Source organism: Paraburkholderia sacchari, assembly GCF_000785435.2.
GTDB lineage: Bacteria > Pseudomonadota > Gammaproteobacteria > Burkholderiales > Burkholderiaceae > Paraburkholderia > Paraburkholderia sacchari.
In genome coordinates this window covers 89,114-114,276 of sequence record NZ_JTDB02000010.1, presented here as the reverse complement: position 1 = coordinate 114,276, position 25,163 = coordinate 89,114, and the positions used below count along the sequence as shown (strand labels likewise).

The 25,163-nt window shown below is 58.1% G+C and carries 19 protein-coding genes and 1 pseudogene; 14 read left to right on the top strand and 6 right to left on the bottom strand.

Annotated elements, in window-relative coordinates:
- Positions 1–187: 187 nt before the first annotated feature.
- Together NH14_RS27630 and NH14_RS27625 are read right to left on the bottom strand one after the other, a co-directional pair.
- Entirely contained in the window at positions 188–685 is a 498-nt protein-coding gene (locus tag NH14_RS27630) for a nuclear transport factor 2 family protein (protein WP_161790874.1), read from the bottom strand.
- Positions 636–1,328 carry an SDR family NAD(P)-dependent oxidoreductase gene (locus NH14_RS27625; RefSeq protein ID WP_035530746.1) on the bottom strand — a complete coding sequence of 231 codons (693 nt, stop codon included), beginning with the start codon at positions 1,326–1,328 and terminating at the stop codon, positions 636–638. The genes NH14_RS27630 and NH14_RS27625 overlap by 50 nt, the downstream gene beginning before the upstream one ends.
- A gap of 570 nt (positions 1,329–1,898) precedes the next feature.
- On the opposite strand from NH14_RS27625, the gene NH14_RS27620 reads away from it, so the two are divergent.
- From NH14_RS27620 to NH14_RS27580, 9 genes are all read left to right on the top strand, one after another.
- Positions 1,899–2,690 carry an SDR family oxidoreductase gene (locus tag NH14_RS27620; protein ID WP_035530748.1) on the top strand — a complete coding sequence of 264 codons (792 nt, stop codon included), beginning with the start codon at positions 1,899–1,901 and terminating at the stop codon, positions 2,688–2,690.
- 90 nt (positions 2,691–2,780) lie between these two features.
- Positions 2,781–3,608, top strand: coding sequence for an alpha/beta fold hydrolase (locus NH14_RS27615; RefSeq protein ID WP_035530750.1), 828 nt, complete (start codon positions 2,781–2,783; stop codon positions 3,606–3,608).
- Between the two features lie 10 nt (positions 3,609–3,618).
- Positions 3,619–4,410, top strand: a complete 792-nt coding sequence (locus tag NH14_RS27610; RefSeq protein WP_035530752.1) for a fumarylacetoacetate hydrolase family protein — start codon at positions 3,619–3,621, stop codon at positions 4,408–4,410.
- A gap of 52 nt (positions 4,411–4,462) precedes the next feature.
- Positions 4,463–5,374 (top strand): acetaldehyde dehydrogenase (acetylating), encoded by a 912-nt coding sequence (locus NH14_RS27605; protein ID WP_035530754.1) that lies wholly within the window; start codon positions 4,463–4,465, stop codon positions 5,372–5,374.
- Between the two features lie 17 nt (positions 5,375–5,391).
- Entirely contained in the window at positions 5,392–6,456 is a 1,065-nt protein-coding gene (gene dmpG / locus NH14_RS27600; RefSeq protein ID WP_035530755.1) for a 4-hydroxy-2-oxovalerate aldolase, read from the top strand.
- 112 nt (positions 6,457–6,568) lie between these two features.
- Positions 6,569–7,678 carry a DUF1214 domain-containing protein gene (locus tag NH14_RS27595; protein WP_035530756.1) on the top strand — a complete coding sequence of 370 codons (1,110 nt, stop codon included), beginning with the start codon at positions 6,569–6,571 and terminating at the stop codon, positions 7,676–7,678.
- Between the two features lies 1 nt (position 7,679).
- Positions 7,680–8,879 carry a sulfotransferase family protein gene (locus NH14_RS27590; RefSeq protein WP_052148339.1) on the top strand — a complete coding sequence of 400 codons (1,200 nt, stop codon included), beginning with the start codon at positions 7,680–7,682 and terminating at the stop codon, positions 8,877–8,879.
- A gap of 79 nt (positions 8,880–8,958) precedes the next feature.
- Positions 8,959–9,435 carry an SRPBCC domain-containing protein gene (locus NH14_RS27585; protein ID WP_035530757.1) on the top strand — a complete coding sequence of 159 codons (477 nt, stop codon included), beginning with the start codon at positions 8,959–8,961 and terminating at the stop codon, positions 9,433–9,435.
- 53 nt (positions 9,436–9,488) lie between these two features.
- The gene (locus NH14_RS27580) at positions 9,489–10,454 is read left to right on the top strand and encodes a hypothetical protein (RefSeq protein ID WP_035530759.1); all 966 of its coding nucleotides are present in this window, start codon (positions 9,489–9,491) and stop codon (positions 10,452–10,454) included.
- Positions 10,455–10,487: 33 nt separating this feature from the next.
- On the opposite strand, the gene NH14_RS27575 is transcribed toward NH14_RS27580, so the two are convergent.
- Positions 10,488–11,732, bottom strand: coding sequence for a helix-turn-helix transcriptional regulator (locus NH14_RS27575; protein ID WP_237179788.1), 1,245 nt, complete (start codon positions 11,730–11,732; stop codon positions 10,488–10,490).
- A gap of 232 nt (positions 11,733–11,964) precedes the next feature.
- Positions 11,965–12,438, bottom strand: coding sequence for a nuclear transport factor 2 family protein (locus NH14_RS27570; RefSeq protein WP_084225794.1), 474 nt, complete (start codon positions 12,436–12,438; stop codon positions 11,965–11,967).
- Positions 12,439–12,917: 479 nt separating this feature from the next.
- On the opposite strand from NH14_RS27570, the gene NH14_RS27565 reads away from it, so the two are divergent.
- The 3 genes from NH14_RS27565 (at position 12,918) to NH14_RS34170 (ending at position 17,134) form a co-directional block, all read left to right on the top strand.
- Entirely contained in the window at positions 12,918–14,117 is a 1,200-nt protein-coding gene (locus NH14_RS27565) for an MFS transporter (protein ID WP_035530761.1), read from the top strand.
- A 193-nt stretch (positions 14,118–14,310) separates the two neighbouring features.
- Positions 14,311–15,120 (top strand): SDR family NAD(P)-dependent oxidoreductase, encoded by an 810-nt coding sequence (locus NH14_RS27560; RefSeq protein WP_202031800.1) that lies wholly within the window; start codon positions 14,311–14,313, stop codon positions 15,118–15,120.
- 1,543 nt (positions 15,121–16,663) lie between these two features.
- Positions 16,664–17,134: a hypothetical protein gene (locus NH14_RS34170; protein ID WP_407947192.1), complete on the top strand. Its 471-nt coding sequence runs from the start codon at positions 16,664–16,666 to the stop codon at positions 17,132–17,134.
- 101 nt (positions 17,135–17,235) lie between these two features.
- Here NH14_RS34170 and NH14_RS34165 read toward each other — a convergent pair.
- Positions 17,236–17,439, bottom strand: a pseudogene (locus NH14_RS34165) (hypothetical protein); the annotation flags it as partial.
- A gap of 123 nt (positions 17,440–17,562) precedes the next feature.
- A complete protein-coding gene (locus NH14_RS27550; protein WP_052148340.1) occupies positions 17,563–19,056 on the bottom strand; it encodes an ATP-binding protein in 1,494 nt (497 codons plus the stop codon).
- A 373-nt stretch (positions 19,057–19,429) separates the two neighbouring features.
- Here NH14_RS27550 and NH14_RS27545 point away from each other — a divergent pair, with 373 nt between their 5' ends.
- Both NH14_RS27545 and NH14_RS27540 read left to right on the top strand, forming a co-directional pair.
- Positions 19,430–20,110, top strand: coding sequence for a response regulator transcription factor (locus NH14_RS27545; RefSeq protein ID WP_035530764.1), 681 nt, complete (start codon positions 19,430–19,432; stop codon positions 20,108–20,110).
- 13 nt (positions 20,111–20,123) lie between these two features.
- Positions 20,124–25,151, top strand: a complete 5,028-nt coding sequence (locus NH14_RS27540; RefSeq protein ID WP_052148341.1) for an AAA family ATPase — start codon at positions 20,124–20,126, stop codon at positions 25,149–25,151.
- Positions 25,152–25,163 lie beyond the last annotated feature (12 nt).

Below are 25,163 nucleotides of genomic sequence, written 5' to 3'. Positions count from 1 at the left end.
TATTTCCTCTTTCTACTGCCCGTTAAGCGGTTACTCTTCCGTTCTCGGGATGGACCGCGTAGTTTGACGTTGGCACGCTTAAAAGCATAAGGGTAGAAAGTGCGCGCTACATCGTCCGATGAGACTAACGCTATTGTGGATCACCTAACGAAAGCGATCGGGTTCTTTCTGCGTCCATCAGGTGTCGCTAGGCAACAGTACCACGGTCGAAGAAAACGCGGACGCGTACAATCTTGCCGGTGTGGTCGAACGCAAAATTGTGTATTAGACGTACGTGAGCGGGCTCGGAATCGGGCAGCCCCCAACTCCCGGCAGTGAGCGAAATTGCTTCGTCTCCGCAAACAATGATTTGTTCAGGGTGCATATGAATGATCCAGCCGGACTCCAACGTCGACTTGAAGAAATCTAGGATAGCGGCCTTGCCGACGTAGGGGGGAGCTCCCACGGGGTCCTCGAAAACGGCATCGCTCGCGAACAGTTCGGCGCGCGGCAAAATCTCCTCGACCTGCGCTGCGGGATAGGTCGAAAAGAAGCTTCGAACGGAGTCTACGATATGGGCGCGCGTGACATGTGTGGGGACAGCGTCGATCTGCGCAACTGCAGCCTCTTTAGACATGGTCGATTTCCGTCCTTGCTTAGTGATCGGTTGGGCCGAAAACTGCTTCGATTCGATCTCGATGCTCATACATATCGTAGTAGAGTTCGGCCACTTTTCCCGGGTCACCGTCGGTGCCGTGTGCGATAAATGCATTGATCGACACGGTACCAACGTAAACGCCACTGGACGCGAGATCTTCGTGGAGGCAGTAGGCGTAGTTGCGAAGACCTGAATTCGCGATGCCGAGTGAAGCAATGAACGACAGCGGCTTGATTGCAGAATACCCAGTTGTGAAGAGCAGGGCACCATTCTTTTTTTCTAGCATATCTGGCAGGACTTGCTGAACGCACGAAATTGCGCCCTTAACGAGGAGATTGAGATCGTCCTGCGCAGTTTCTGCGGTGAGCGCTACTGCCTTGCCATTCTTCTCCTTACTACCCTTGCCCCAATCAGTCGGACTAAACTCCAGTACGTCGACGGTGCCGAAAGCCAGTCTGATATCAGAAAACGCCTTCGAGAGTTGCTGCGGATTTGTAAGATCTGCGGGAAAGGCGCGGGCTTCTACACCTGCAGCCGTCAATTGTTCCACGAGGGCATCAAGCTTTTCTTTGCGCCTTGAAATCAAGGCGACGCGAAATCCTTTCTTCCCAAAGTGCTTGGCGATGGATAAACCTACCAACGGACCCGCGCCAGCCACTACAAGAGTACCTTTTCTGTCGATTTGAGACATGATTTTCAGTGTGAATGGATATGGATCGGAAATATTGTTGTTAACAAATACTAAATAAATATATTTAATAATTTATATGTATAAATACATAGCAGTTCCGTACAAAGTGCCAACGATTAGATACAAGGAGGCGATATAACCTTCGCACGGTCTGCGTTCTTCGCGAATCGAGAGTAGATGTCCGCCCGAAGGTGCACATCGTCCGGTTAGACTAAGGGTGTTCTACTAGGGTGGAGGCTGTTCGTGTTTGTCGCTGCGAGGCGGTGTAAGGAGGGGCGCCAATACGGCGTTCTTCTTCACCTTTCGACTTACCGTCATCGCTTGTGGAACAAAAAGTGAAGGTATTAGAAGATCAACCATGGGCACCATGGCCGCATTTACTCCCCTTGCAATGGCGAATCTTGCGACGAAGGGTATGCGCGTGCGTCTTTGTGCGCCTGTCGCCTGATTAATCTCGAGCAAAATGGCAGTGCGATCGTGTGGTAGACGACCTTAGTCCAAAAGGACGATGAGAATAGCGCGTCCCCTTTGTATTGTTGTACTCGCTGACAAACAGGGGAAATACGCCAAATGCTACTTAAGGACAAGGTTGTTGTGATCTCGGGGATCGGCCCGGGGCTTGGGATCAAGCTCGCATTGCTTGCGGCGGAAGAGGGGGCAAAGGGTGTCGTCTTAGCCGCTCGTGGTGCGGAGAAGCTGGATCAGGCCGAGCAAGCCATCCGAGAGCGAGTACGTGCGGCGGAGGTGCTCAAGGTACCGACGGACATCTCGAAACCGGATCAGTGCGAGAATTTGATTTCCCAAACCGTGGAACGCTTTGGTCGAGTCGACGCACTGATCAATAGCGCCTACACACCTGGTGATGTCGCTGAGACTTTCGAGGAGGCTAACCTGCCTGGTTGGCGCAGCGTGTTTGATACCAATGTCCTCGGGACGCTGCAGTTGACGCAAGCGGCGGTGCCTCATATGAAACAGCAGGGCGGCGGTTCAATTGTCATGATCAGTTCGATGGTGACGCGAAAGCCCTGGGGTAACGCGAGCTATGCGTCTTCCAAGGGGGCGATTGCCGTTGCCGCGAAGCATCTTGCTGCGGAACTGGGTAAGTACGGCATTCGCGTGAATACAGCGGCGATGGGGTGGATGTGGGGGACGCCTACCGAGAGCTGGATGAAGCAGTACTCGAAAGAGCAAGGTGTGCCGCTTGAGACACTGATCAACAATGTCGCTGCCAATATTCCTGTTAGGCGAATTCCGACAGACGATGATTGTGCTAAGGCCGCGTTGTTCTTGGCGTCGGACTACTCGATGGCGGTCACGGGAGCACTGCTCGACGTGAACGGCGGCGAATTCATGGCGCCATAAGACGGGCGCCGCACCCTGAGTTGATCTCGATAGAGGTTCTTCTTTGCTTGCGCTGGAGAATCTCTACTGCGAAGTGGTTTGGAGTCTCTGATGAACGAGAATACCCCGATTCCGAAGGGGAAGTATGTGCGAACCCCGAGTGGGCTTGATATCCACTATCAAGATAGTGGCGTGGGCGAAACGGTGGTATTCATCCATGGCAGCGGGCCGGGCGCGAGCGGCTACAGTAATTTCAAAGGAAATTACCCGGTATTTGCGAACGAGGGATTTCGCGTGCTCGTCCCTGACCTACCGGGTTACGGACTGTCATCCAAGCCAGACGATGTTGAGTACGTTCTAGACTACTTCGTCGGTGTATTGCGTGAGTTCCTCGATGCATTGGACGTTACACGGTGTGTTTTGGTCGGGAACTCACTTGGGGGAGCCATCGCACTGAAGTACGCGTTGGATCGGCCAGAAGCGGTTCAGCGACTAATTCTGATGGGACCTGGTGGACTGGAAGAACGCGAAGTCTATTTCCAAATGGAGGGCATCCAGCGAATGATGTCGGACTTCGCAACGGGTGTCCTCGATCGGGAAGGGATGCGTCGACTGCTCTCAATTCTGGTGTATGACCCGGTCCATGTTACCGACGAACTCCTCGACGAGCGGGTTCCCGTATGCGAGATGCAACCGAAGAGCGTACTGGCCACAATGCGCGTGCCGAATCTTGTGGAGAGACTCCATGAAATTCGATGTCCGGTACTAGGATTCTGGGGCAGTGACGACAAGTTTTGCCCTGCGAGTGGTGCGCTGAAAGTTCTGGAGCGCTGCGCCGATACGAGGTTCGTGATCACGAACCGCTGCGGGCACTGGGTCATGGTGGAACACCGCGACCTTTTCAACAAGACGTGTATCGAATTTCTCACTACCGCGTGACGGGGCCGACATGGAACTCAATCTAATACGCAGCCTCGGAGATGAGCTGTTTCATGCGCTTCGCAACCGCTCGACAGTTAGTCCACTCAGTCAGCGGTACCCCGACATGACCATCGAGGACGCGTATCACGTATCCGCCCATCTGCTGGAACTTAGGAGAGGTGCGAGCGAACTGGTTGTCGGGAAGAAGATTGGCGTGACGAGCGAGGCGGTTCAGAAGATGCTGAACGTGCATCAGCCGGACTTCGGCTTTCTCACGGATGCGATGCGATTCGAGAACGGCGCCGAAATCAGCTTTTCCAAGACGGGTCTCATACAGCCTCGTGCCGAGGGCGAGATTGCCTTCGTGTTAAAGGAAGATTTGATTAGCCGAAATATCACGCGCGAGGATGTGCTGGACGCGACGGAGGCCGTGCTTCCTTGTTTTGAGATCGTCGATTCCCGTATCGACGACTGGAAGATCAAGATCCAGGACACTGTCGCAGACAACGCGTCGTGTGGTGTCTTCGTGCTCGGCGTGGACCGCGTCGATCCTCGAAGTGTCGATTTGCCGAATGTCAATCTCGAGATGTACAGAAATGGGGAGCGCGTGGCTTCCGGTCTCGGGAGTGCAGTACAGGGGCACCCAGCCGAAGCGGTAGCTTGGCTGGCCAATACACTCGGACAGTTCGGTATCCCATTTCTTGCAGGAGAGACGATTCTATCGGGTTCCCTTGTGCCATTGATCCCGGCTCAAGTTGGCGATCGATTCGAGTTGACGATTTCTGGCATCGGCTCAGCCTCGGTGGCCTTCGTCGACTAAAGAACGGGAGCGAGCTCTTGGAGTTTCACGAAGGCAGATAGGAGATTGAAGCGTGCGAAAGATCAAATGTGCCCTTATCGGGCCTGGAAACATTGGGACTGACCTACTTTATAAGCTGCGGCGTAGTGAGTGGCTTGAGCCGGTCTGGATGGTGGGTATCGACGCTGCGTCAGAGGGGCTGGCGCGCGCGAGAGAGCTTGGGTTAAAAACCACATCTGACGGCGTTGACGGACTGTTGCCGCATGTTGCGGCGGACGAAATCCAGATTGCATTCGATGCGACGTCGGCCTACGTGCACGCGGAAAATACGCGCAAGCTAAACGCGCTGGGCGTCATGATGATTGACCTCACCCCTGCTGCGATTGGGCCATTCTGCGTGCCGCCTGTTAACTTGAAGGCGCACCTCGGTACCGGCGAGATGAACGTGAACATGGTGACTTGTGGCGGCCAAGCAACCATCCCGATGGTTGCGGCCGTCTCGCGGGTACAGCCCGTTTCTTATGGGGAAATTGTCGCCACAGTCTCGTCTCGGTCGGTTGGACCGGGGACTCGAAAGAATATCGATGAGTTCACGCGTACAACCGCTAGCGCGGTCTCGAGCGTTGGCGGCGCGAAGGAGGGGAAGGCAATCATCGTCATTAACCCGGCCGAGCCGCCGCTGATTATGCGAGACACAATTCACTGCCTGACGGAGTCGGAGCCTGATCAGGCGGCGATCACTCGATCGGTGCAGGAGATGGTCACGGAAGTCCAGAAATATGTGCCGGGTTATCGGTTGAAGAACGGACCGATCTTCGATGGAAAGCGCGTATCCATCTATATGGAAGTCGAGGGGCTGGGGGACTATTTGCCGAAGTACGCCGGCAATCTCGACATCATGACCGCAGCCGCCGCCAGGACGGCCGAGATGTTTGCCGAAGAGATCGTCAAGGGTTCCCTGACTCTTGAAGCCGTCGCGAACTAGTCTGACCGGAGATACAGATGAACCTCAAGGGAAAGAAGATCACGTTGCACGACAACACGCTGCGTGACGGGATGCATCCAAAACGGCATCAGATTACGCTTGCGCAGATGCAGGCAGTAGCCAACGGCCTGGACGAAGCCGGAATGCCGCTGCTGGAAGTGACCCATGGCGACGGTTTGGGCGGCTCGTCGGTTAACTACGGGTTTCCGCTTCATACGGATGAGGAATACCTCAAGGCCGTGGTGCCGACCTTAAAGCGCGCGAAGGCGTCGGCCCTCCTGCTTCCTGGCATCGGCACAGTTGACCACCTGCGAATGGCGAAGGATCTTGGCGTACACACGATCCGTATCGCGACGCATTGCACTGAGGCCGACGTATCTGAGCAGCACATCAATCTTGCTCGAAAGCTAGAAATGGATACGGTCGGGTTTCTCATGATGGCGCACATGATCCCGGCAAAGAAGCTTGTCGAGCAAGCGCTTCTGATGGAATCGTACGGTGCGAATTGTGTCTATGTCACGGACTCCGCCGGTTACATGCTGCCTGACGATGTTACGGAAAGAATCGCGGCACTCCGGGGCGCATTGAAGAGTGATACGGAGATTGGTTTTCACGGCCATCATAATATGGCAATGGGGATTGCCAACTCGTTGGCCGCTGTGGAAGCGGGGGCGACCCGTATCGATGGATCCACCAACGGCCTTGGCGCCGGAGCTGGAAACACGCCGCTTGAGGTATTCGTCGCGGTCTGCAACCGGATGGAGATCGAGACTGGCGTTGATCTATATCGAATTATGGATGTCGCGGAAGACATCGTTCTCCCGATGATGGATCACATGGTCAGGATTGACCGTGATGCCCTTACTTTGGGATATGCGGGGGTCTATTCCTCGTTCCTGCTTTTCGCGAAACGCGCGGAAGCAAAGTACAAGGTGCCGGCACGCGACATCCTGATGGAGCTGGGCCGTAAGGGGATGGTAGGCGGGCAGGAGGACATGATCGAGGACACGGCTCTCGATATGGCCCGCGCGCGCGGTACTGCGTTGAACGCAGAGTCTCAGCCAGCGGTCACGACTGCCTGATGTTTGCATCGCTGCTTTGATTGCGGCGAATTCATAGTCCGAAGAGACGATGAATTCGCCGATGCCCGGTCGTAAGCTGTCTTATCGAAAAACTTCGCCGGGAGAGCGCCGCATGTCGACGGTTCATCAAGATTCGCCTGAGCTTGATCGTGTCTGGGAGCAATTCTGCGACACGCTCAAGCGTGCCGGAAATCAAATTCTAAGGTCAGAGGCACCAGATAATCTATTCGATCGCGCGGAAGGTTATCGTTACCTCAGCCGGCTAACGCGTATCGCTCTTGAAATGCAGGTGGAGAGCGGTGACGCTGACTTTCCGACCTTCATGGTGCCCTCCCATGAGACCGCGAAGATTGGCGCCGACAACCCCGACAACTTTTATCAGGTTGCGTTGATTAGCGGGAGAAATGAGTATCGCGTCACAGGTTCACTGAACGACGCGAAGAACATCAACTTTAGTACGAAGCGCGGCGGATACGACACCAACGGGCGACTCGTAGCGAGCGGGTTAATCGAAGCACGAAACATGACCATCGAGTCGGATGGCAGTTTTGAGCTGATCCTCTCGAAGGAGGAACGCCATGGCAACTGGCTTAAGCTTGACGAAGATACTTCGCAACTGCTGATCCGACAGTATCTTCCCCGACGGCGTCAGCAACAGCCCGCGCAAATCCGTATTGAACGGATTGGGGCGACGGAGGCAAGGCCTAAGCCGCTAAATCCCGCGATCTTTGCAGAAAAGCTCCTGCGTGCCGGCACGTTTGTCGAGAATACATCGAGGATGTTTTGCGATTGGGCGGAGAGCTATCTCAGCCGGCCAAACACACTTCCGGCAGCGGACCAAAAGCTCTGTCAGGCGGTGGGTGGTGACCCCAACATTTTTTACTACCACGCGTACTGGGAACTCAAAGACGGCGAGGCACTGGTCGTGAAAGTTCCGCGTATTCCAAAATGTGACTATTGGAATTTTGTTATTCAGAATTACTGGCTCGAGTCACTCGATTTCAGGTATTTCGACATCTGCATCAACAAAGAGACTGCAGTCTACGACGAGAACGGTGGTGTGACCCTAGTGCTGGCGAACGAGAATCCGGGAGCGGCAAATTGGCTGGAAACGGCGGGTCACCGGCGGGGAACGATGTGTTTTCGGTGGATTGGCGCAAATGAGCACGTTCAACCGGAGACAGAGGTTGTCGCGCTGCAAACATTGAAATTGGGAAACTAATATGACAGTTCCGCTCGAATCCGAGGCGTTGCTCGCCGCTGCTAGCAAGCGCCGCGATGGCTTGACCGACTTTGGCGATAAGAGCTTCCTTCCGGCCCTCGAAGCACTGTTGGCGTCGATCAATAAAGAAGGAAAGCTCTCGGGGCTGGGCAAGAGTCTCTTCAGTGAGAGACTCGTAGAGAGCCTGGCATCGCGGCTGACGCTCGAACAATATGTGAGTCGGTATCCAGAGATTCTTCAAGAATCGATCGAGCAGCCCGTGTTTATCGTTGGCTTGCCACGCACCGGTACGACCATGCTGCATCGAGTGTTGGCTCAGGACCCACGCTTCTATACGCCAAAGTGGTGGGAAGTCCGATTTCCTGCTCCGTTTGACGATACAGGGGCCGAGGCTGGCGAGGACCCGCGCATTCCGGCAGCTCGGGCGGAAGTGAAAATGATGGTCGAGGCCATGCCGGACTTGTTGACGATGCATCCGCTCGACGCTGAGTTGGCCGACGAGGAAGTTGTATTGATGGAGCACTCCTTCCTCAGCGCGATGTATGCATACGCCAATGTTCCGGGTTACACCGCGTGGTTGGGCGAGCAGGATCAGACTCCGGCGTACACATACCTCAAACGGCAGCTTCAATTTCTGCAATGGCAGAAGCGTCGCCGAGGTGAGGTGGCGCAGCGCTGGATTCTCAAGGCACCGCACCACACACACGCAATGGATGTCCTGTTCAAAGTGTTTCCGGACGCGAAGATTATCCAAACGCACCGGGATCCGTTGGAGACGATTCCCTCGATGAGTAGCTTCGCTTACACGATCTGGTGTGTGTATAGCGATGATGCCAATCCAGCGGAAGCTGCTGCGCTGTGGAGTGCGAAATTTTCACGAGGATTGAAGGACGCAATTCGAGTTCGTGATGAGTTGTCGGACTCGCTCTTCCTCGATGTTTGGTATCTGGACGCGGTGGCACGCCCGATGGAAGTCATTGAGCGAATCTATCCGTTCCTTGGCGTAGAACTCGACGATGAGGCCCGGGGGAGGATGCAGAAGTGGATTGGATTGAGCAGCCGCGACAAGCGCGCGCCGCACGACTATTCGCTGGAGAAAATGGCCTTGACGAAATCGAAGCTTGAGTCTGACTTCGCTTCGTACCGCGAGCGCTACATCCTGCCCAGGCTTTCAGCCGCGAAAAAGGCTGAAGCCGTGTGAACGGTTTTAATAGCTGGTGACGTTCGGTAGGGACGCAAACAAATCCATCAAAAGTTGAGAGCACATTGGAGGTGACACGATGAGCAAAGCGCAGAATATCGTGACGTCGGTTCGGGTTGAAATTGATGCGCCGGCGTCGGTGGTTTGGGATGTGCTGGTTGATCTGCCGCGTTACAAGGAATGGAATCCGTACACGGTGCGAATCGAATCGACGCTTAAGCTTGGCGAACCGGTCCATATTTACATCCCCGATCCGGCCCAACCTGGGTCGGAGATTCACGTCTTTGAGCATCTCGTTGCTTACGAGCCGGGCCAATTGCTCGCTTGGGAACAACGGCCCACTGCCGAGTCCAAGGATGCCGCGCGACGCGATCAGTATATCGAGGCATTGGGGGACGAGCGCTCGGCGTATTTCACGACAGACCTCTTTTTGGGCGTCAATGCGGACTCGATCATGCAAAGTTTTGGTCCTTGGGTCAAACAAGGATTTGACGGCATCGCGCGTGGCGTGAAGGCGCAAGCAGAGCGCATTTATGCGTCATCGCGCTCGCTTTGAGCCAGAGTTCGAGTGGTGGGGCGGCAATGTAGATGAAGGGCAGAGGGTGAAAATTGAAGAAAATTTATGCTTTTAACGGAGACGCTGATGGTCTCTGTGCGCTTCAGCAACTGCGGCTTGCGTCGGGACCAGAGCAAGCCGAGTTTGTCACGGGCGTCAAGCGCGACATCAAACTGCTGGAGCGAGTACGCGCTGCCGCAGGCGATAGCGTAACGGCGCTTGATATCTCAATGGACTCGAACCGGGCCGGTCTGCTGAGACTCCTCGACGTGGGTGCAAAGGTAACTTATTTTGATCACCATCACGCTGGTGAGATTCCGGTCCACGATGGGTTGACATCTCACATCGATTTATCGGTAGACGTCTGCACGAGCATCCTCGTCGACCGGTTTTTGGGTGGAAGATTCAGTGCCTGGGCAGTGACAGCGGCATTTGGCGATGGTCTGCCGGCGGTGGGGCGTGCGATGGGCACTGCTGCTGGGTTCGAGGATGCTAAGCTCGCGTCTCTAGAGACACTTGGCATTTGCCTAAACTACAACGCATACGGCGAATCGGTTAGCGATCTCCACTTCGATCCAGCTGAGCTTGCCGAACAGATTCGTCCGTACGACGACCCGTTGGACTTTGTGGTGGATTCCTCGGCATACGAGAGATTGGTGCAAGGGTACCGAGCCGACATGGAAAGTGCGCGAGGGGTAGGCGTGACGCGCGAGGCACCGGGTGCCATGATCGTCATTCTCCCGGATGAAGCGTGGGCCCGTCGAGCAATAGGCGTGCTGGCGAACGAACTGATGCATGGGTCTCCGGAGAGCGCAATTTCAATCCTCTCGGTCAAATCCGGAGGCGGCTACACCGCGAGTGTTCGGGTACCGCGTCGGAGTGCGGTAGGCGCGGACGAATTTTGTCGCGAGTTCCCGACGGGCGGCGGCCGTCGCGGGGCGGGTGGCATCAACCATCTGCCCGAGAGCGACTTCGACCGCTTCGCCGCGCGATTTGAGACGACGTTCTCGGTTCGATAGCGTAGTAGAAGACGCGCCGTGCAGGCGCGTCTTTCAGTCTATCGGTGTAAAGCTTCCGAGGAGCAGCCGTACAAGCGAAGTTTGCCGAGTTACACCGGTCTTTGAGAAAATCGACCGCAGATGCGCCCGGGCCGTGTTTTTGCGGATTGATAGTTCTTCCGCCGCTTCGTCCAAGGTGATGCCTTCCGCAAGCAACAGCGCCAAAGAAGCTTCGGCAGGTGTAAGGTCGAAGAGTTGTTGGACGAGGTCACGCGAGGCTTGGGATTGTTGTTCTGGATCTCGGATGAAGATTGTCACAACTGGGCGATGTCGGCCCTCTGACCACTCGTTTAATGGATTGGTGCGGACTGCCAGCCCGTACTTTGCGCGCCCAGACGGACGAGACACCGACATCGCTTGTCCGAATTGATGAACTGTCTGGGGCGCGCCGAGCAACGCGTTGCGGACCAGAGACTGCAAGTTACGATTGTCGCCGGAATAGGCGGCCTCAATGTGACCGTTCGCCAGTCTGAGACCATCGTTGCCGTGTAAGATCCGCTCCGCGACGCCGTTCGTTCTCAAAATTTGACCCGTCTCGTCCAAAACAACTGTACCCAGCAGCATTCGATCGACGGTATTGGCATAGAGGGTCCGCTCCGACTCGATCATGTCGAGTCTGGAGTGAAGCTCGATGGCTCGCTTGAGATGCGGCAGCAATACCTGACAAACTGCTTTGTCCTGTTCGGAATAGTTCCCGGCGCTCTCTGGGCGGCAGATCCGCAGTCGGCATTCAGAGCCATCAGCCGTGACGAGATCGGCGCCGATCATAAAGCGGATGTCGTACGGCTCTACAAACTGCTTATAGAAGTCGCTGGACATCCAGGCATCGGTACCGACGAAGTCATCAACAGAAATAATGCGCTCGGGCGGGAGTCCATTAAACGGATCCAGTATAAACGCCGTGTGCGTCGCAAACTTCCCACGCTCAACAAATGCGCCGTCTGGCCCAGCGTTCACAATCACCGCTTGAATCTTGTCCGACGCGGGGCGCAGGATGAGTGTCACCCAATTTGCACGGAGTAGTGTGCGCAAGCTAATCAACAGGCCTGACCAAGGTACTGCCTGGAGGGGCCCTTCGTAAATTAAGCCGGCCAGCTCGTCGAACTTTTCGAAGGGGAGTTTCGCCTGTGAAAAGTCTTCGACGCTGCCATGGACGTACGGCGATTCCGACGAGGAGTTACGGAAATCCTCCGGAACGTGGGGTGCGTCTGCTCTTGCAGACATTACGGGTGCACCCATCTTGTGTCTCCTATCTCTTAGCCAATCGCTCAGCTCGGCGACCTTTGGCGAAAATCGTACACCAACTTACCGGGAGAGTAACCTCGGGCTTCCACGATGTGTTGTATCTGCTTCGAACATTCGCTGCTGTGGGGCCTTGATACATTCGCTACCGACTTCCGGCTAAACGAGGGCGTCTGATCAGGGCGATTGTTGCGATGCAGCATCTGATGAGGCCAAGCGCCGCAGGTTGTCACCAACTCTGAGGCTTCTGTTCTTCGGCCTGTGCAAGTTCCTGGAGAAGATGTGCCGAAAGGTCGCCGATAAGGTCGTTTGCGATGCGACGCTCGGCGAATCGCCATTTACCCTCGGATTTGACGAACCGATCGAGATAGTCGCCGGTAATGATTGGCTGGAGCGGCAAGGCGGCGGTCTGCTGGACCACGAGTACATAGCAGTGCGTTCGTGCCTCCTCCGGACCGACTTCCTCAATCGTCAGATTGGTAATGACGTGATGCGTCTTGGGCGTTCCATTAGCATACAACCGCACATATTGTCGCCACAAATCTTCAAGCTTTTCAGGGTCGCGGTGAACCGCGAGTTCCCCCGCAATATAGACGTCTGCATCTGCGAACAAATCGCCCAGTTCTTTCCATCGGCCAGAGTCGATGAGATATGCGTATCGGTGTACGAGGTTCTGGATCTGGATGTAGTCGTCTGCGGTCATGAGTGTCTCCAGGTGACGCGGGAGTTCGCGTCGATGCGGTTCGTCATATGGTAAGCGCGGCACAATCGGCGCATGGTCGCGTCACAGTTCCAAACGAGGTAAACGTATCCTCATTGCCGGGGTGATCTTGGTGTCGGCTGTCGGACAGTGCATCGTCCAAGTGGACTAGCGGTATCTATTCATCGGAATATTGTGGAAAGCCGTGCTTTTTTTGACGCCCACGATCATGGTCTACTACAAATGGACGTTGTTCTGATCTATTGAGGCGAGTGAAATCGACCTATCACGATCGACTTTCAAGTGCGGTGCGGAATGGGTATGCACGTTTGCCGTGCGCCCGGTGAGAGCGGACCCAGAGGCATTAGCCGCTTGGTTGCCACTGCCCTGGTAGCCAGGGGGCGCCCGGACCCACAAAATGTCTCGGCGACGGATCTTCCAACGCGGGACTACATATAAGAGTAAGGAGACGCGTTGTGAGTATGGGTTCCACGTCAGATGGGCTCGGTGAGAACAATTGGGCAAAGAGTATTGTCCTGGTGTCCGGACCGGCCTTGGTTACATTGGTTCCAATGGCGGCCGCGCCCGCCATGCCAGCGATGGCAGCGCATTTTGCGCATGGGACCGACGGTGCGCTTTTCGCGCAACTTGTAATGACCGTGCCGGCAGTAGCGCTGATTCTTTGTGCGCCACTCGCCGGAATTGTTGCCGAAATCGTAGGGCGTCGGTTGGTCATGATGGTCGGACTGTTGAGCTTCGTGCTCGCCGGCACAGCGGTGCTCTTCCTTGATAGTCCGACAGCTCTGATCGTCTCGCGACTACTGCTGGGTGCGGCGGGTGGGGCAATACAGACGTGTTGTCTCTCCCTGGTTGGCGATTACCCTACCGGCGGCCACCGCGAAAGATTGCTCGGGTTCATGGTGGCGGCCTCTTCCGCTACAGCGATGGTTGCGCTGATGGCTGGCGGTCATCTTGTTGATCGCGCGGGCTGGCGCACTCCATTTGCTCTCTATGCGTTTGGCGTTCCGTTTCTGTTGATGGCACCGTTCTGCATAAAAGCACACAAACACATCGCTACGTCAGAGCACAATATATTTTCACCGTTTCGGACGATGTGGCCGATCTATCTACTCGCGTCGGCCCTGACTATTGGCATGTTCATGCCGAGCATTCAGGGGCCGTTCTTGCTTCAAGAGCAGGGAGTGGGCAGTGCAGAGGTGCAGGGCACGGTCACCGCTGCCTGTGCGTTGGTCGCTGCCCTTGCAGCCGCGAGTTTTGGTTTTATCGGGCGTTTCCTCGGGTCGCGGGGCGTACTCATGCTTACCACCGTGTGCTTCGGGGTTGGAGCCTTGGGAATGTCGTTGGCTCACGGGGCGTTTTTGATCGGCTGTGCGAGTGCGGTTATGGGTATCGGTGCAGGGCTAGTTGAGGCAACTTGTGCGACGATGATCATGAGCCGAGCCCCCCTTTCAATGCGGTCTAGGGCTACCGGGTTGCTACTCAGTGCAATATTCTTGGGGCAGTTTCTCAATCCTTGGGTCGTTGGCCCGATCCGAGTTCTGTGTGGCATCGACAAGGCTTTCATGGTTGTCGGAATTCTCTTCCTATGCTTGGCCGGGATGATCCTGATGGGACGTACATTTTGGGGGCCGTGGCGCGGCGAGAGAGCGGTGCGAGCGTAAGTTCGAAGTATCGGGTCTCGCGCGATTCAACGGTCGAAACAAAGCTAGTCTAAACGGACGATGCCACCTTTGCGGAATTTAAGGTTTAATTTTCCGGAAATTGGGCCTCAAAACATTCCGCCGTTTCGGCTTGATTCGAGGTTATTTATTCTTGTTGAATACGGGAATTGTGGCTTGACGATATTTTCGGGCCATGTTTCATGTATTGAACGATTTTTTGATTTTCAAATATAAAATGGCCAAATATCCTGATTTGACTGGCAAAGTCGCATTGGTAACCGGTGCAGCAAGCGGTATCGGTCGCGCAACGGCGGAGGCATTTGTTCGGGCTGGTGCTCACGTTGTTCTCGCTGACGTCAGTCGTCAGGCTGGACAATCACTGGCGGAGGAGCTAGGCCGGCAAGGAGGGAAGGCTTCCTTTGTGTCGGTTGATGTGTCGGATCCCGAGCAGTGTCATGCCATGGTTGCTGAGATTCGGAACACGATCGGACGGTTGGATATTGCGTTCAACAACGCAGGCGTTGCGGATAACGACAACCCACCTCCGAGCCATGAGGTAGGCGTAGCACAGTGGAAGCGGATCATTGATATCGATCTCTCCGGGGTTTTTTACTGTATCCAGGCGGAAATCCCTCTAATGCTTGAAAACGGTGGCGGTGTCATCATTAATACAGCCTCGTTGCAAAGTTTCATTAGTTTTCCTCGTACTGCAGCATACACGGCTGCAAAGCATGGGGTATTGGGAATAACACGGGCAATCGCTACCGAATATGGTCGACAAGGAATTCGTTGTAATGCGGTTGCACCGGGCATCGTTGCAACCGAAATGACACGCACGATTCTTGATGCTCCTCAATGGCGGACGTCCTTGGAGCAGCAGATTCCGCTTGGTCGCGTTGCTCAACCAGTTGACATCGCACGCGCCGTGATTTGGCTGAGCGCTGAAGATGCGCAGTACGTCAATGGCGCCTGTCTGCCGATCGACGGGGGATTTCTGGTCTAGCTTGTAGCCACAACTGCGACTTTGGGTAGTCGGTAGGGCATGCGGGTTTCTGCTTAGTCCACTTAGACCATGAGACCGGCTGTGGACGAATGCTAGCTTACGCAGTGGAGACGCACTCTGGAATTTCGCCCCGAGTGCAAGATCAAATCGACTGGCGGAGAGTTAGCGATGAAAATAAGAAGCAGGAAATTCCGTGTGCTATCTGTTACTGCAATCACTCTAATCGCAATTGGCTTCGGTGTACGAGCGCAGTTCGCGGACGACTGCGATCTTGATCAGAGTCCCTTTGCTCTGGCAGGTTCCTTGGACGGGAATGCGTGCCAAACCGGATGTTTGCTGGTTGACAGATCGCACGTTGCGTTTGGTGCGTTGGGCGGTCGGATGTAGATTCAGTTGCTCGAGTAGAAATTCGTTCGGGCTCGTCGACTGACATGGTATGCCGGTGAAAGCGCACTCGCACAGCGTGAGCGTAAGTGCGAAATGCGCAGCGGTCGGTCATGAAGGAAAGCGCGTCATGCAGAAGCAATTCATCGGGCGTTGCGGTGCCGCGAGCGTTGTAATATGACGACATTACCATCCAATTAACGCGACGCAAGTGCCGATGGCAGGCGTGACGCTTTCAGCGGCTCAGTTCCATTTTGTTCCGCCACTCAGCAGGGGTAGATCTGGGGGTAACCGTCCATCGCCACATTGCCAATCCCTTACGGGGCGGCCCTGAGCGGCCACAATGAGAGTCCACCCGGCCCATCATATTCCTAAGCGTTCCATTGCATTCCCAAACGTTCTGTTTTTCTCACCCTCAGTCCAGATTGGATAGGGGCGCCGGTCTTCCCGGACGTCCTTGGGTAGCTGCTTCATTCCGGTGACTGCTACCGACCGTTGGGGGTAGTTTTTGGCGTAGATCGCAGGCCGTGAAGCAAGATATCCCCAGTGCCCCCGCCCGCGAATGCGTCGGCCTTCAGTGGCGAGACGGGCGTTCGCCAAAGCGCGGTACATCTGATTTCGGCTTATTCGCCGGCTGACCTCTCGATCCAGGTGCCTGCTATCCATCGTCGTTTGCCGCTCCTTGGTCAGCGCACGGTACTAACCTTGATTCAAGGCACAGCGCCGATTCGGCGCCGTGAAGACGTCGTACCAATCGAAAGACCATTCGGCGTAGGTTTTGGCGTGACTTTCGACAGGAAGGCTTTCTGGAAAAGGGCACTTCACTACTTCGAAGAAAACGAGTAGTCAGGATTGACATTCGGATGAATGCCGGTCTCGGCGTTTAGATGGCTGAAAAATAAGCGTTTTCTAGAATTTCGTAGCGGGATGGTAGCCGCCTCTTCGCATATCCGAAAAAATAATGAACGAATGAAAGAAAAGTAATATCCGGATTGGTGAGGAGCGGTCAGATTTGCCGGATTTAGATATAAGTAACTGATTTAAAACGAGTTTATGTTGAGTGCAAGCGCTGGGTTGATTAGCCTCCGTTCATCTTTTTCTGTGTGAGTCGGCGATGCTGGCGTAGGTTTTTCCCCTGTTGGGAGCGAACCTACGCCATGTGTCTCCCCGCGAAAAACCTACGCCGGGAATCGACAACCCTTCGCGCACCGCCGCGATGTCAACGGCCCGAAAGAGCGATCTGATCGCCACGCTTCTCGGCATGGACCAGTTCAATGAACTCGCGTTGCGCTTGAGTTTGACTTTAACCACCTGGCGCTATGCAAATGCGCTCGCGCACCACCGGCCTGACGCTTTAAGGGTGTTTGCACAGGCTTTTGCTTCCGGAAGCGCATTTCGATTCCATGTCGGCCGCAATCATTTGCACGTTTGCATGGGTCAAGCGGAGAAATGGCGCTCTATAACGATAGGAATACTTATCTTCACGGTCGCGTCGTGTGGCGATTTCTGGAGAAAACGCGAGCACGTCGCGCCATCTCCAGGGGTGACCGCATTCTCTGTCCGCGTCTCTTCCCGTCAACTGGCAAACTGCTTCCGGCGTCACCGGATTTTTTTAATCTTGAACGTGTGAAAGCGGGGAAATTGCGACTAGAATCAGTGCGGTTTCTGAACCAACGGCCCGGGTTGCTGCGGCAAATCAAGTTAGGCAAACGAAACATAACTGCGAGCGCGTTATCGTTCCGCATGGATACATGCCCACAGGGCGGCCTTGAACGCGCAAAGGAATCCGGGCGTATCGTGCGAAGCATTCAACGCGTCGACGAATGCGAGTCGTACGCACCGCAGGATGAATGCATGGTTAGAGGCGATCATGTGCATAATCTCGATGCCGACCAGAAGGATCCGTGCACAGCGAAATGTTTGCTGAAATCCCATCCAGGCTTGCCGCACGGCATGCCGACCACACAGGCAGAGCAGATCAACGCCGACTTGCTGGCGTTCATCAAGGCCTGAGCGGAGTTCGATGCGGGGCCGCGCCTGGGCTTTTGCTCGGGCGCGTTATTGCCTCACGCCACTGAGCCGACCATGCGCAACGTGCCCGCTGGCAAAGAGCGCGTGCCGCTCGAAAATGGTGCAGATCTCGCCCGCGGCAAGAAGTTTTTCCAGCCCGTAGGCGCGAGCCGGCGCGAATAGATGGTATTTCACATCGGCGCCTTCGAATTGAATTTCGATGAGCGATTTGTCGACCAGTTCGCCAATGCAATCCATCACGGCTTCATTGGAGAGTGTGGCGTCGCGGGCGACCTCGGATGCGGCCTGCACCGTGAAGGCGCGGTTAAAGACGCTCAGGCGCCTGAACACCGTCTGCTCGGCGGCATCGAGCATGTCGAAACTCCAGTCGAATGCGGCGCGCAAAGACTGATGTCTGGGCTGGGCCGTGCGATAACCGCCGGCAACATAGAGCAGGGGTTCGTCGAGCCTTTCGCGAATGCCTTCCAGCCCCAGCAGGGAAGCGCGCCCGGCCGCGAGTTCGAGCGCGAGCGGTATGCCTGCGAGCCGGCGGCAAATCTCCTCGGCCATCCGCAACCGCTCGTCGCTCATCTCGGCGCTCACGCCGTTCGAGCGCAGCCGCCGCAGGAAAAGAGCGATCGCGGGCGACCGAAGCATGGCATCGCGGTCTTCGCCGGCGTGCGGGAGCGCGAGCGGGCCGACACGATAGACCGATTCGAGAGACACGCGCAGGCGCGAGCGGCTGGTGACGAGAATCGTCATCTGGGGATTGGCGCGGCTTGTCAGGTCGACGATTTCGGCCACGTGCTCCACGACGTGTTCGGCATTGTCGATGACGAGCAGGCCGGGCAGGCCGGCCAGCCCATTCGCCACGATGCGCGCATCGGGCTCCTTCCCGTTGAATGGCGCGCCGCAGACGTCCGCGAACGCCTGGACGACCGCCGCGCGCGTGGCGTGCGCGGCCAGTTCGACGAGCCGCACGTCGAGCGCCTGTTCCGCAGCGAGCCGGTGCGCGATCTCGCGGGCGATTCTCGTCTTGCCGATGCCGCCCGCGCCGACGAGCGTCACGATGCGCGCCGAGGACATCAGCGAGAGAATCTCGGCGATTGCGGTGTCGCGCCCGATCACGGCTTCGCCCGCGCGCAGTTCATTGGGCGCGCGCGCCGGGCCGGCTTCATGGCGAGGCATCGGCACGATGCGCGTTTCGGGGGCCGCCGCCAGTTGGTACCCGCGCCCCGGCACCGTCAGGATCAGCGCGCGGTCCGCGCCCAGCGCCTTGCGGATCGCCGACAGCTGCACGTGGATATTGTTTTCTTCGACGATCGTATCGGGCCAGACTGCCTCCATGAGTTCGTCCTTGGAGACAACGCGTCCTGCCGCGAGCGCGATGGTGGCGAGCACATCGAACGCACGGGAACCGAGTTCCACCGTCTTGCCGCCGCGGCGCAGCGCCCGCAAGTCGAGATCCAGCTCGCATTCGCCGACCTGAATGACCGGCGCGTGCGCAGCGAACGATGGAGAGAGTGCTGTCGCGTGATTCATGTCTGGTTTGCTCGGCGTGGCTCTGGCAAGGGACTGGGCGCACTGCAACCCGCCCGGCTTATGCCACTCGCCAAAGGCACGCCGACAGGGTGAGCAGGTTGATTGCGCGTGGACCGTATCGAAATGATAAGCGACGCGTCTTTTCCACACTGTGATCCGCAGATTAACTTTTGTTAATCTCTTGCAGAGCGCGTGCGCCAGGTGCGCAACGATACATTAACTAAATTTAATGACACGCCGGAAATCGAAATATCGGCGCTGGACCGATAATTGGGGGTGAGGTGGCACAAGCAAGGAAGATCGTGCTTTGCACGGAGCGCGGCGCGGCGCCGCGACTATGCACGGCGGCTGCCCGGAACCGCGAGTGGCTGGAATGAAGATCTTGTTAGTGGAAGACAATCTGCAGGTAGCCGGTTTTCTGAGGAAGGGGCTTGAGGAAGCGGGGCACGTGATCGACTTCGCCGACAACGGGCGGGACGGCGCGTTTCTCGCCATGAGCGGCGCGTACGACGCCATCATTCTCGATCGCATGCTGCCGGGCGGTGCGGACGGACTCGGCATCGTCGCGGCGCTGCGGGCAACCGGCAGCAAGGTGCCGGTGCTGATCCTGAGCGCGCTCGACGCCGTGGACGAGCGCATTCGCGGCCTGAAGGCGGGCGGCGACGACTACGTGGTCAAGCCCTTCGCGTTCGCAGAGGTGCTGGCGAGGCTCGAGGTGCTCATGCGCCGCTCGCAGAGCGACGTGCTCGAAACGACGCTGAAGGTGGGCGACCTGTGCATCGATCTGCTTTCGCGAAGAGTCATGCGGGCGGGCAAGGCGATCACACTGAAGCCGCGTGAATTCAAGCTGCTCGAATACATGATGCGGCACGCCGACCAGGTCGTGACGCGCACCATGCTGCTGGAGAATATCTGGGAATATCACTTCGATCCGCAGACCAACGTGATCGACGTGCACGTCAGCAAGCTTCGGCAAAAGATCGATGCGGGATTCGAGAGTTCGCTTCTGCGCACCGTGCGAAATTCCGGGTACATGCTTTCGGCCGCCACATGAAATTCAGCCCCCTATGAAGCCGCGCACCCATGCGGCAGCCGTCACGAATCCAGAAGACCGGGTCGTTCAAACGTTGTGGGATGACGGCATGCTTGTGCTCTCGCGCGTCAAAACGCGCGGCGCCGCGAAAACGCGGCTTGCCGTGCGGCCGTCGGCCACCCAGCCTTCGGCTGAAGCGCTCTCGTTGCTGGAAAACGCCTATGGGCTGCGCACGCGGCTCGACAGCCCGCGCTTCACGCAGCCGCACGCGCTGTTGCGCGAGAGCCGGCGCACGATACTCTTTCTCGAAGACCCGGGCGGCGGCGATCTCGCTTCCATGCAGCCGCACCTCATGTCGCACGGCCAGGTGCTTGCGATCGCGTCGAACGCGGCGGCCGCGCTCGATGCATTGCATGCGCGCGGGCTCATCCATCACGACATCCGGCCCGCCAATCTGCTCGTCAACGCAAAAACCGGCGCGGTAGCGCTCACCGGCTTCGGCCTGTCTTCCGATGCCGATGCCGATGCCGACGCCGCAGGCAGCGACATCCCTCAGCCGCTCCTCTTCGCGCATGCGCTGCCGTATGTCGCGCCCGAGCGCACGGGACTGGTCAACCGGCGACCCGATACGCGTTCCGACCTTTATTCGCTAGGGGTCGTGATCTACTGGATGTTCACTGGCCGGTTCCCGTATGTGGCCCACTCGGGCGCAGAGTGGCTGCATTGCCATACCGCGAGAAAGCCGCTCTCGCTCAAGGAATACGCGCCGCAGGTGTCCGATTTCGCCGCCGCCATCGTCGATCGACTGCTCGCAAAAGCCGCGGAAGACCGCTATCAGAGTGCGCGAGGCGCGGCGCACGACTTGCGGCTGTGCGCCGCGCAATGGGAGCGCGGCGCGCACGAGCCGTTCGCATTGGGCGCTGCCGACTCGAACAGCCGCTTGTTGATGCCCGGGCGCTTGTACGGGCGCGAAGCGGACTTGCGCTCCCTCGTTGCGGCCTTCGAGCGCGTCGCGCGCGACGGCGCGCCGGAATGCGTTCTGGTGTCCGGCTACTCGGGAATCGGCAAGTCGTCGCTGGTCGAGGAATTCCATCAGGTGATGTCCGGGTCGGGCAGCCTGTTCGCTTCCGGCAAATTCGACCAGTACAAGCGGAATATTCCATACGCAACGCTTGCGCAGTGCATGGCGGCGCTCGTGCAGCAGATTCTCGACGAAGACGAAGCGCAGATCGGCGCATGGCGGCAGCGCATTCAAAACGCGCTGGGGTCTCACGGCCAACTGATCGTCGACCTGATTCCCGCGCTCGAACAGTTGGTCGGCCCGCAGCCGCAGGTTGCCGAACTCCCGCCGCAGGACGCCCAGACGCGCTTCGTCGCGGCGCTCACGCGATTCATAGGCGCGTTTGCGTTTCCCGGGCGTCCGCTGGTGCTCTTTCTGGACGATCTCCAGTGGCTCGACGCGGGCACGATCTCGGTACTCGAGGCGTTGGGAAAAAGTCAGGACATCGGCGACCTGCTGCTCATCGGCGCGTATCGCGACAACGAAGTCGGGCCGATGCACCCGCTCACGCGGGCCGTCGATGCGATGCACGCGGGGCAGGTTCGCGTTCATGACCTCTTGCTGGCCCCGCTCGGCGTGAACGACATTGATCGCCTCGTGGGCGATGCGATGCACGGCAACAAGCAAAGCACGCAGCAAGTCGCGCAGGTGATGTTCGACAAGACCGGCGGGAATCCCTTTTTTGCCGTGCAATTCCTGCAGGCGCTGGCGGACGAAGGCTTTCTCACGTTCGACAAGGCGCGCCGCGAATGGGCGTGCAACGCGGATCAGATTGCGCGCAGAAGCTTTCCGAACAGCGTCGTGGACCTGATGATCGGCAAGCTTGGCCGCATGCCCGATGCGACTCGCAGCGTGCTGGTGGATTTCGCGTGCCTGGGCGCCAGTGTCTCGTCTGCGGTTCTCGCACGCGTGAGCGGTCAGTCGAGCGAGGCGGTCGACGCAGCGCTTGCTCAAGCGGTCGCCCAGGGCGTCGTGTATCGGCGGGCCGATGGCTACGCGTTCGTTCACGACCGGATTCAGGAAGCCGCGTACGCCTTGCTGGCCGAGGCGGATCGCGCACCTGCGCACCTGCGCATCGGGACTCTGCTGGACAGCGAGGATGGTCAGGATGTCGAACTGAATATCTTCGAGATCGTCAACCAGTACAACCGGGCGATTCATGTGGTCGAGGACTACGGCGTGCGTGCGCGCGTGGCCGGTCTGAACCTGCGCGCCGGCCGGCGCGCGAGGGGCTCCGCGGCCTATGGCTCTGCGCTCGCGTATCTCACGCTCGGAAGCGAACTTCTCGGCAGTGACGCGTGGCGCACGCACTACGACGAGAAGTTCTCGTTCGAACTGCTGCGCGCCGAATGCGAATTTCTCACGGGCGGCGCCGCGCTGGCCGAGGAACGCCTGCGCGATCTCGCCGCCGCAGCGAGGAACGTGCCGCACAAGGCCGCCGTCGCGTTTCTTCGCGTAACGCTCCACACGGCGCTCGATCAGATGCAGGCCGCGGTCGAAATTTGTCTCGGCTATCTGCGCGAGGTCGGCATGGACTGGGTTGCGCATCCCGATCGCGCGGCGGCCGTGGCGGAGTACGCGGCGCTGCGCGATCAGATCGGAGAACGAACGATCGCCTCGCTCATCGAGCTTCCGCTGCTGCACGACGAAACGCTGGAGGCCACGCTCAACGTGCTGACCGCGGTGCTTCCGCCGGCTTTCTTCACGGACGAGAACCTGGTGTGTCTGGTGTTGTCGCGCATGGCGAATCTGAGCATCCGGCATGGCAATACCGACGCGTCCTCGCTGGGTTTCGCCTACCTCGGCATGGTGGCCGGCCCGATTTTTGGCGACTACCGCGCGGGTTTCGAGTTCGGCAGGCTTGGACTGTCACTCGTGGACGAGCGCGGGCTGGGACGGTTCCGGGCGCGCGTGTACATGTGTTTCGCCTATCACGTGACGCCATGGACGCAGCCCATGCGCGCGGGGCTGCCGCTATTGCGGCGGGCGTTCGAAGCGGCAACGCACAGCGGCGACCTCACCTACGTAGGCTTTAGCAGTTGCTGTCTCGTCACGAGCCTGCTGGCTGCGGGCCATCCGCTCGCAGACGTCGAAGACGAAGGGGGCGAGCGTTTGCGTATCGTTCGCGCCGCGGGGTTCGGGCTGATCGTCGACATCATGAACGCGCAGTTGTCGCTGATTCGCGGACTGCGGGGGCTCGCGCCCTGGCTCGGGTCTGCCCATGCGGACCATGCGGATGAGGCCGCTTTCGAGCGGCATCTGGAAGGCAATCCCGCGCTCGCCATTGCGGCATGCTGGTACTGGATTCGGCAGTTGCAGGCGCGCTTTTTCGCTGGCGACATGGTCGGCGCACTCGAGGCGCAAAAGCGCGCGGCGCCGTTGTTGTGGACCACGTCGGGCCACTTCGAACTCGCGGAATATCACTTCTTCGGTGCGTTGGCGCGCCTGAAGTGGCATGACAGTCTCGCGCCCGCGGACCAGGCTGAAAACGAGGCCGCGCTGGCGGAAGACGTAGAGAAACTGCGCGGCTGGGCGCAGCACTCGCCGGCGAACTTCGCCTCGCGCCTCGCGTTGGTCGAGGCCGAACTCGCGCGCGTGCAAAAGCGCGAGTTCGAAGCGATGCGCCACTATGAGCAGGCAGTTGTCGGGGCACGCGAGCAACGTCTGTTGCATGTCGAGGGCCTCGCCAATGAGATCGCGGGCCGGTTCTATGCGGACAGCGGATTCGCGGCCATCAGCGTCGTGTATCTGCGCAACGCGCGGCTCGCCTATCTGAACTGGGGGGCGATGGCGAAAGTCCGGGCGCTCGAGGCGCGCCACCCGGGCCTCGTGTCGGAGGAGACGTCGAGCGTGTCGAGCGGGCCGGTGACGAATCCCATGGCGATGGAGACGGTCGTCAAGGCGTCGCAGGCGATCTCCAGCGAGCGCGTGCTGGAGCGGCTCATGCACACGCTGATGACGATCGTGCTCGAGCACGCGGGCGCCCGGCGCGCGCTATTGATCCTGCCGCACGCGGAACAGCTTTGGATCGAGGCGGACGCCAGCGCGCTGGGCGAGGGCAACACGGTCAACGTGGGCCGGCGCGCGGCTTCGTCCGACGCCGTGCCGCTCGCGATGCTCCACCATAGTCTTCGCACGCACGAGCCGGTGCTGGTAGATGACGCTTCGATGGAGAACCCCTTCGGCGCCGACGAATACTTCATGAGCGGCACCGCACGCTCCGTGCTGTCCTTGCCGCTCGTCAAGCAGGACCGGGTGATCGGCGCCCTGTATCTCGAAAATGAACTTGCACCGGGCGTGTTCACGCTCTCGCGGCTGGCGGTGCTCAGGCTGCTCGCGTCGCAGGCCGCGATATCGATCGAGAACGCGAGTCTCGAAGAGGTCGAGGCGCTTCTCGAAGAAAAAGACGCCTTGCTGCACGAGGTGCATCACCGGGTCAAAAACAACCTGCAGTTGATCAGTAGCCTGCTCAATCTCCAGGCGGCGCGCGCCGAAGACAAGTCGACGGCGGAACGCTTCCTCGACAGCCGAAACCGCGTGCGCTCGATGGCGATGGTTCACGAGAATCTGTATCGAGCGGGGAATTTCGCGCGCATCGACATGGCGTCTCACATCCGCAACCTGTGCGCGCATCTTTCCCGCGTTTATGAATTGAGCCAACTGAACGTGTCCCTCGACGTGCTGGTGGACGACGTGCAACTCGACATGAATCGGGCGGTGGCTTGCGGCATGATCGTGAACGAACTTGTTTCGAACGCGCTCAAACATGCGTTTCCGCAGGGGCGGCACGGGAATCTGCGGGTCGAGCTGATGTCGGACGACGAACGCCGGTGCAGGCTGAGCGTGTCCGACGACGGCATTGGATTGCCGGCCGATTTCTGCGTCGAAGAGGCGGACTCACTCGGCCTGCAACTCGTTTCCGACCTGGCTCACCAACTGCATGCCACGGTCCGACGGGACAACGGTGCGGGGACGAGCTTTGTCATTCACTTCACACTCTAAGGACTCAACGGG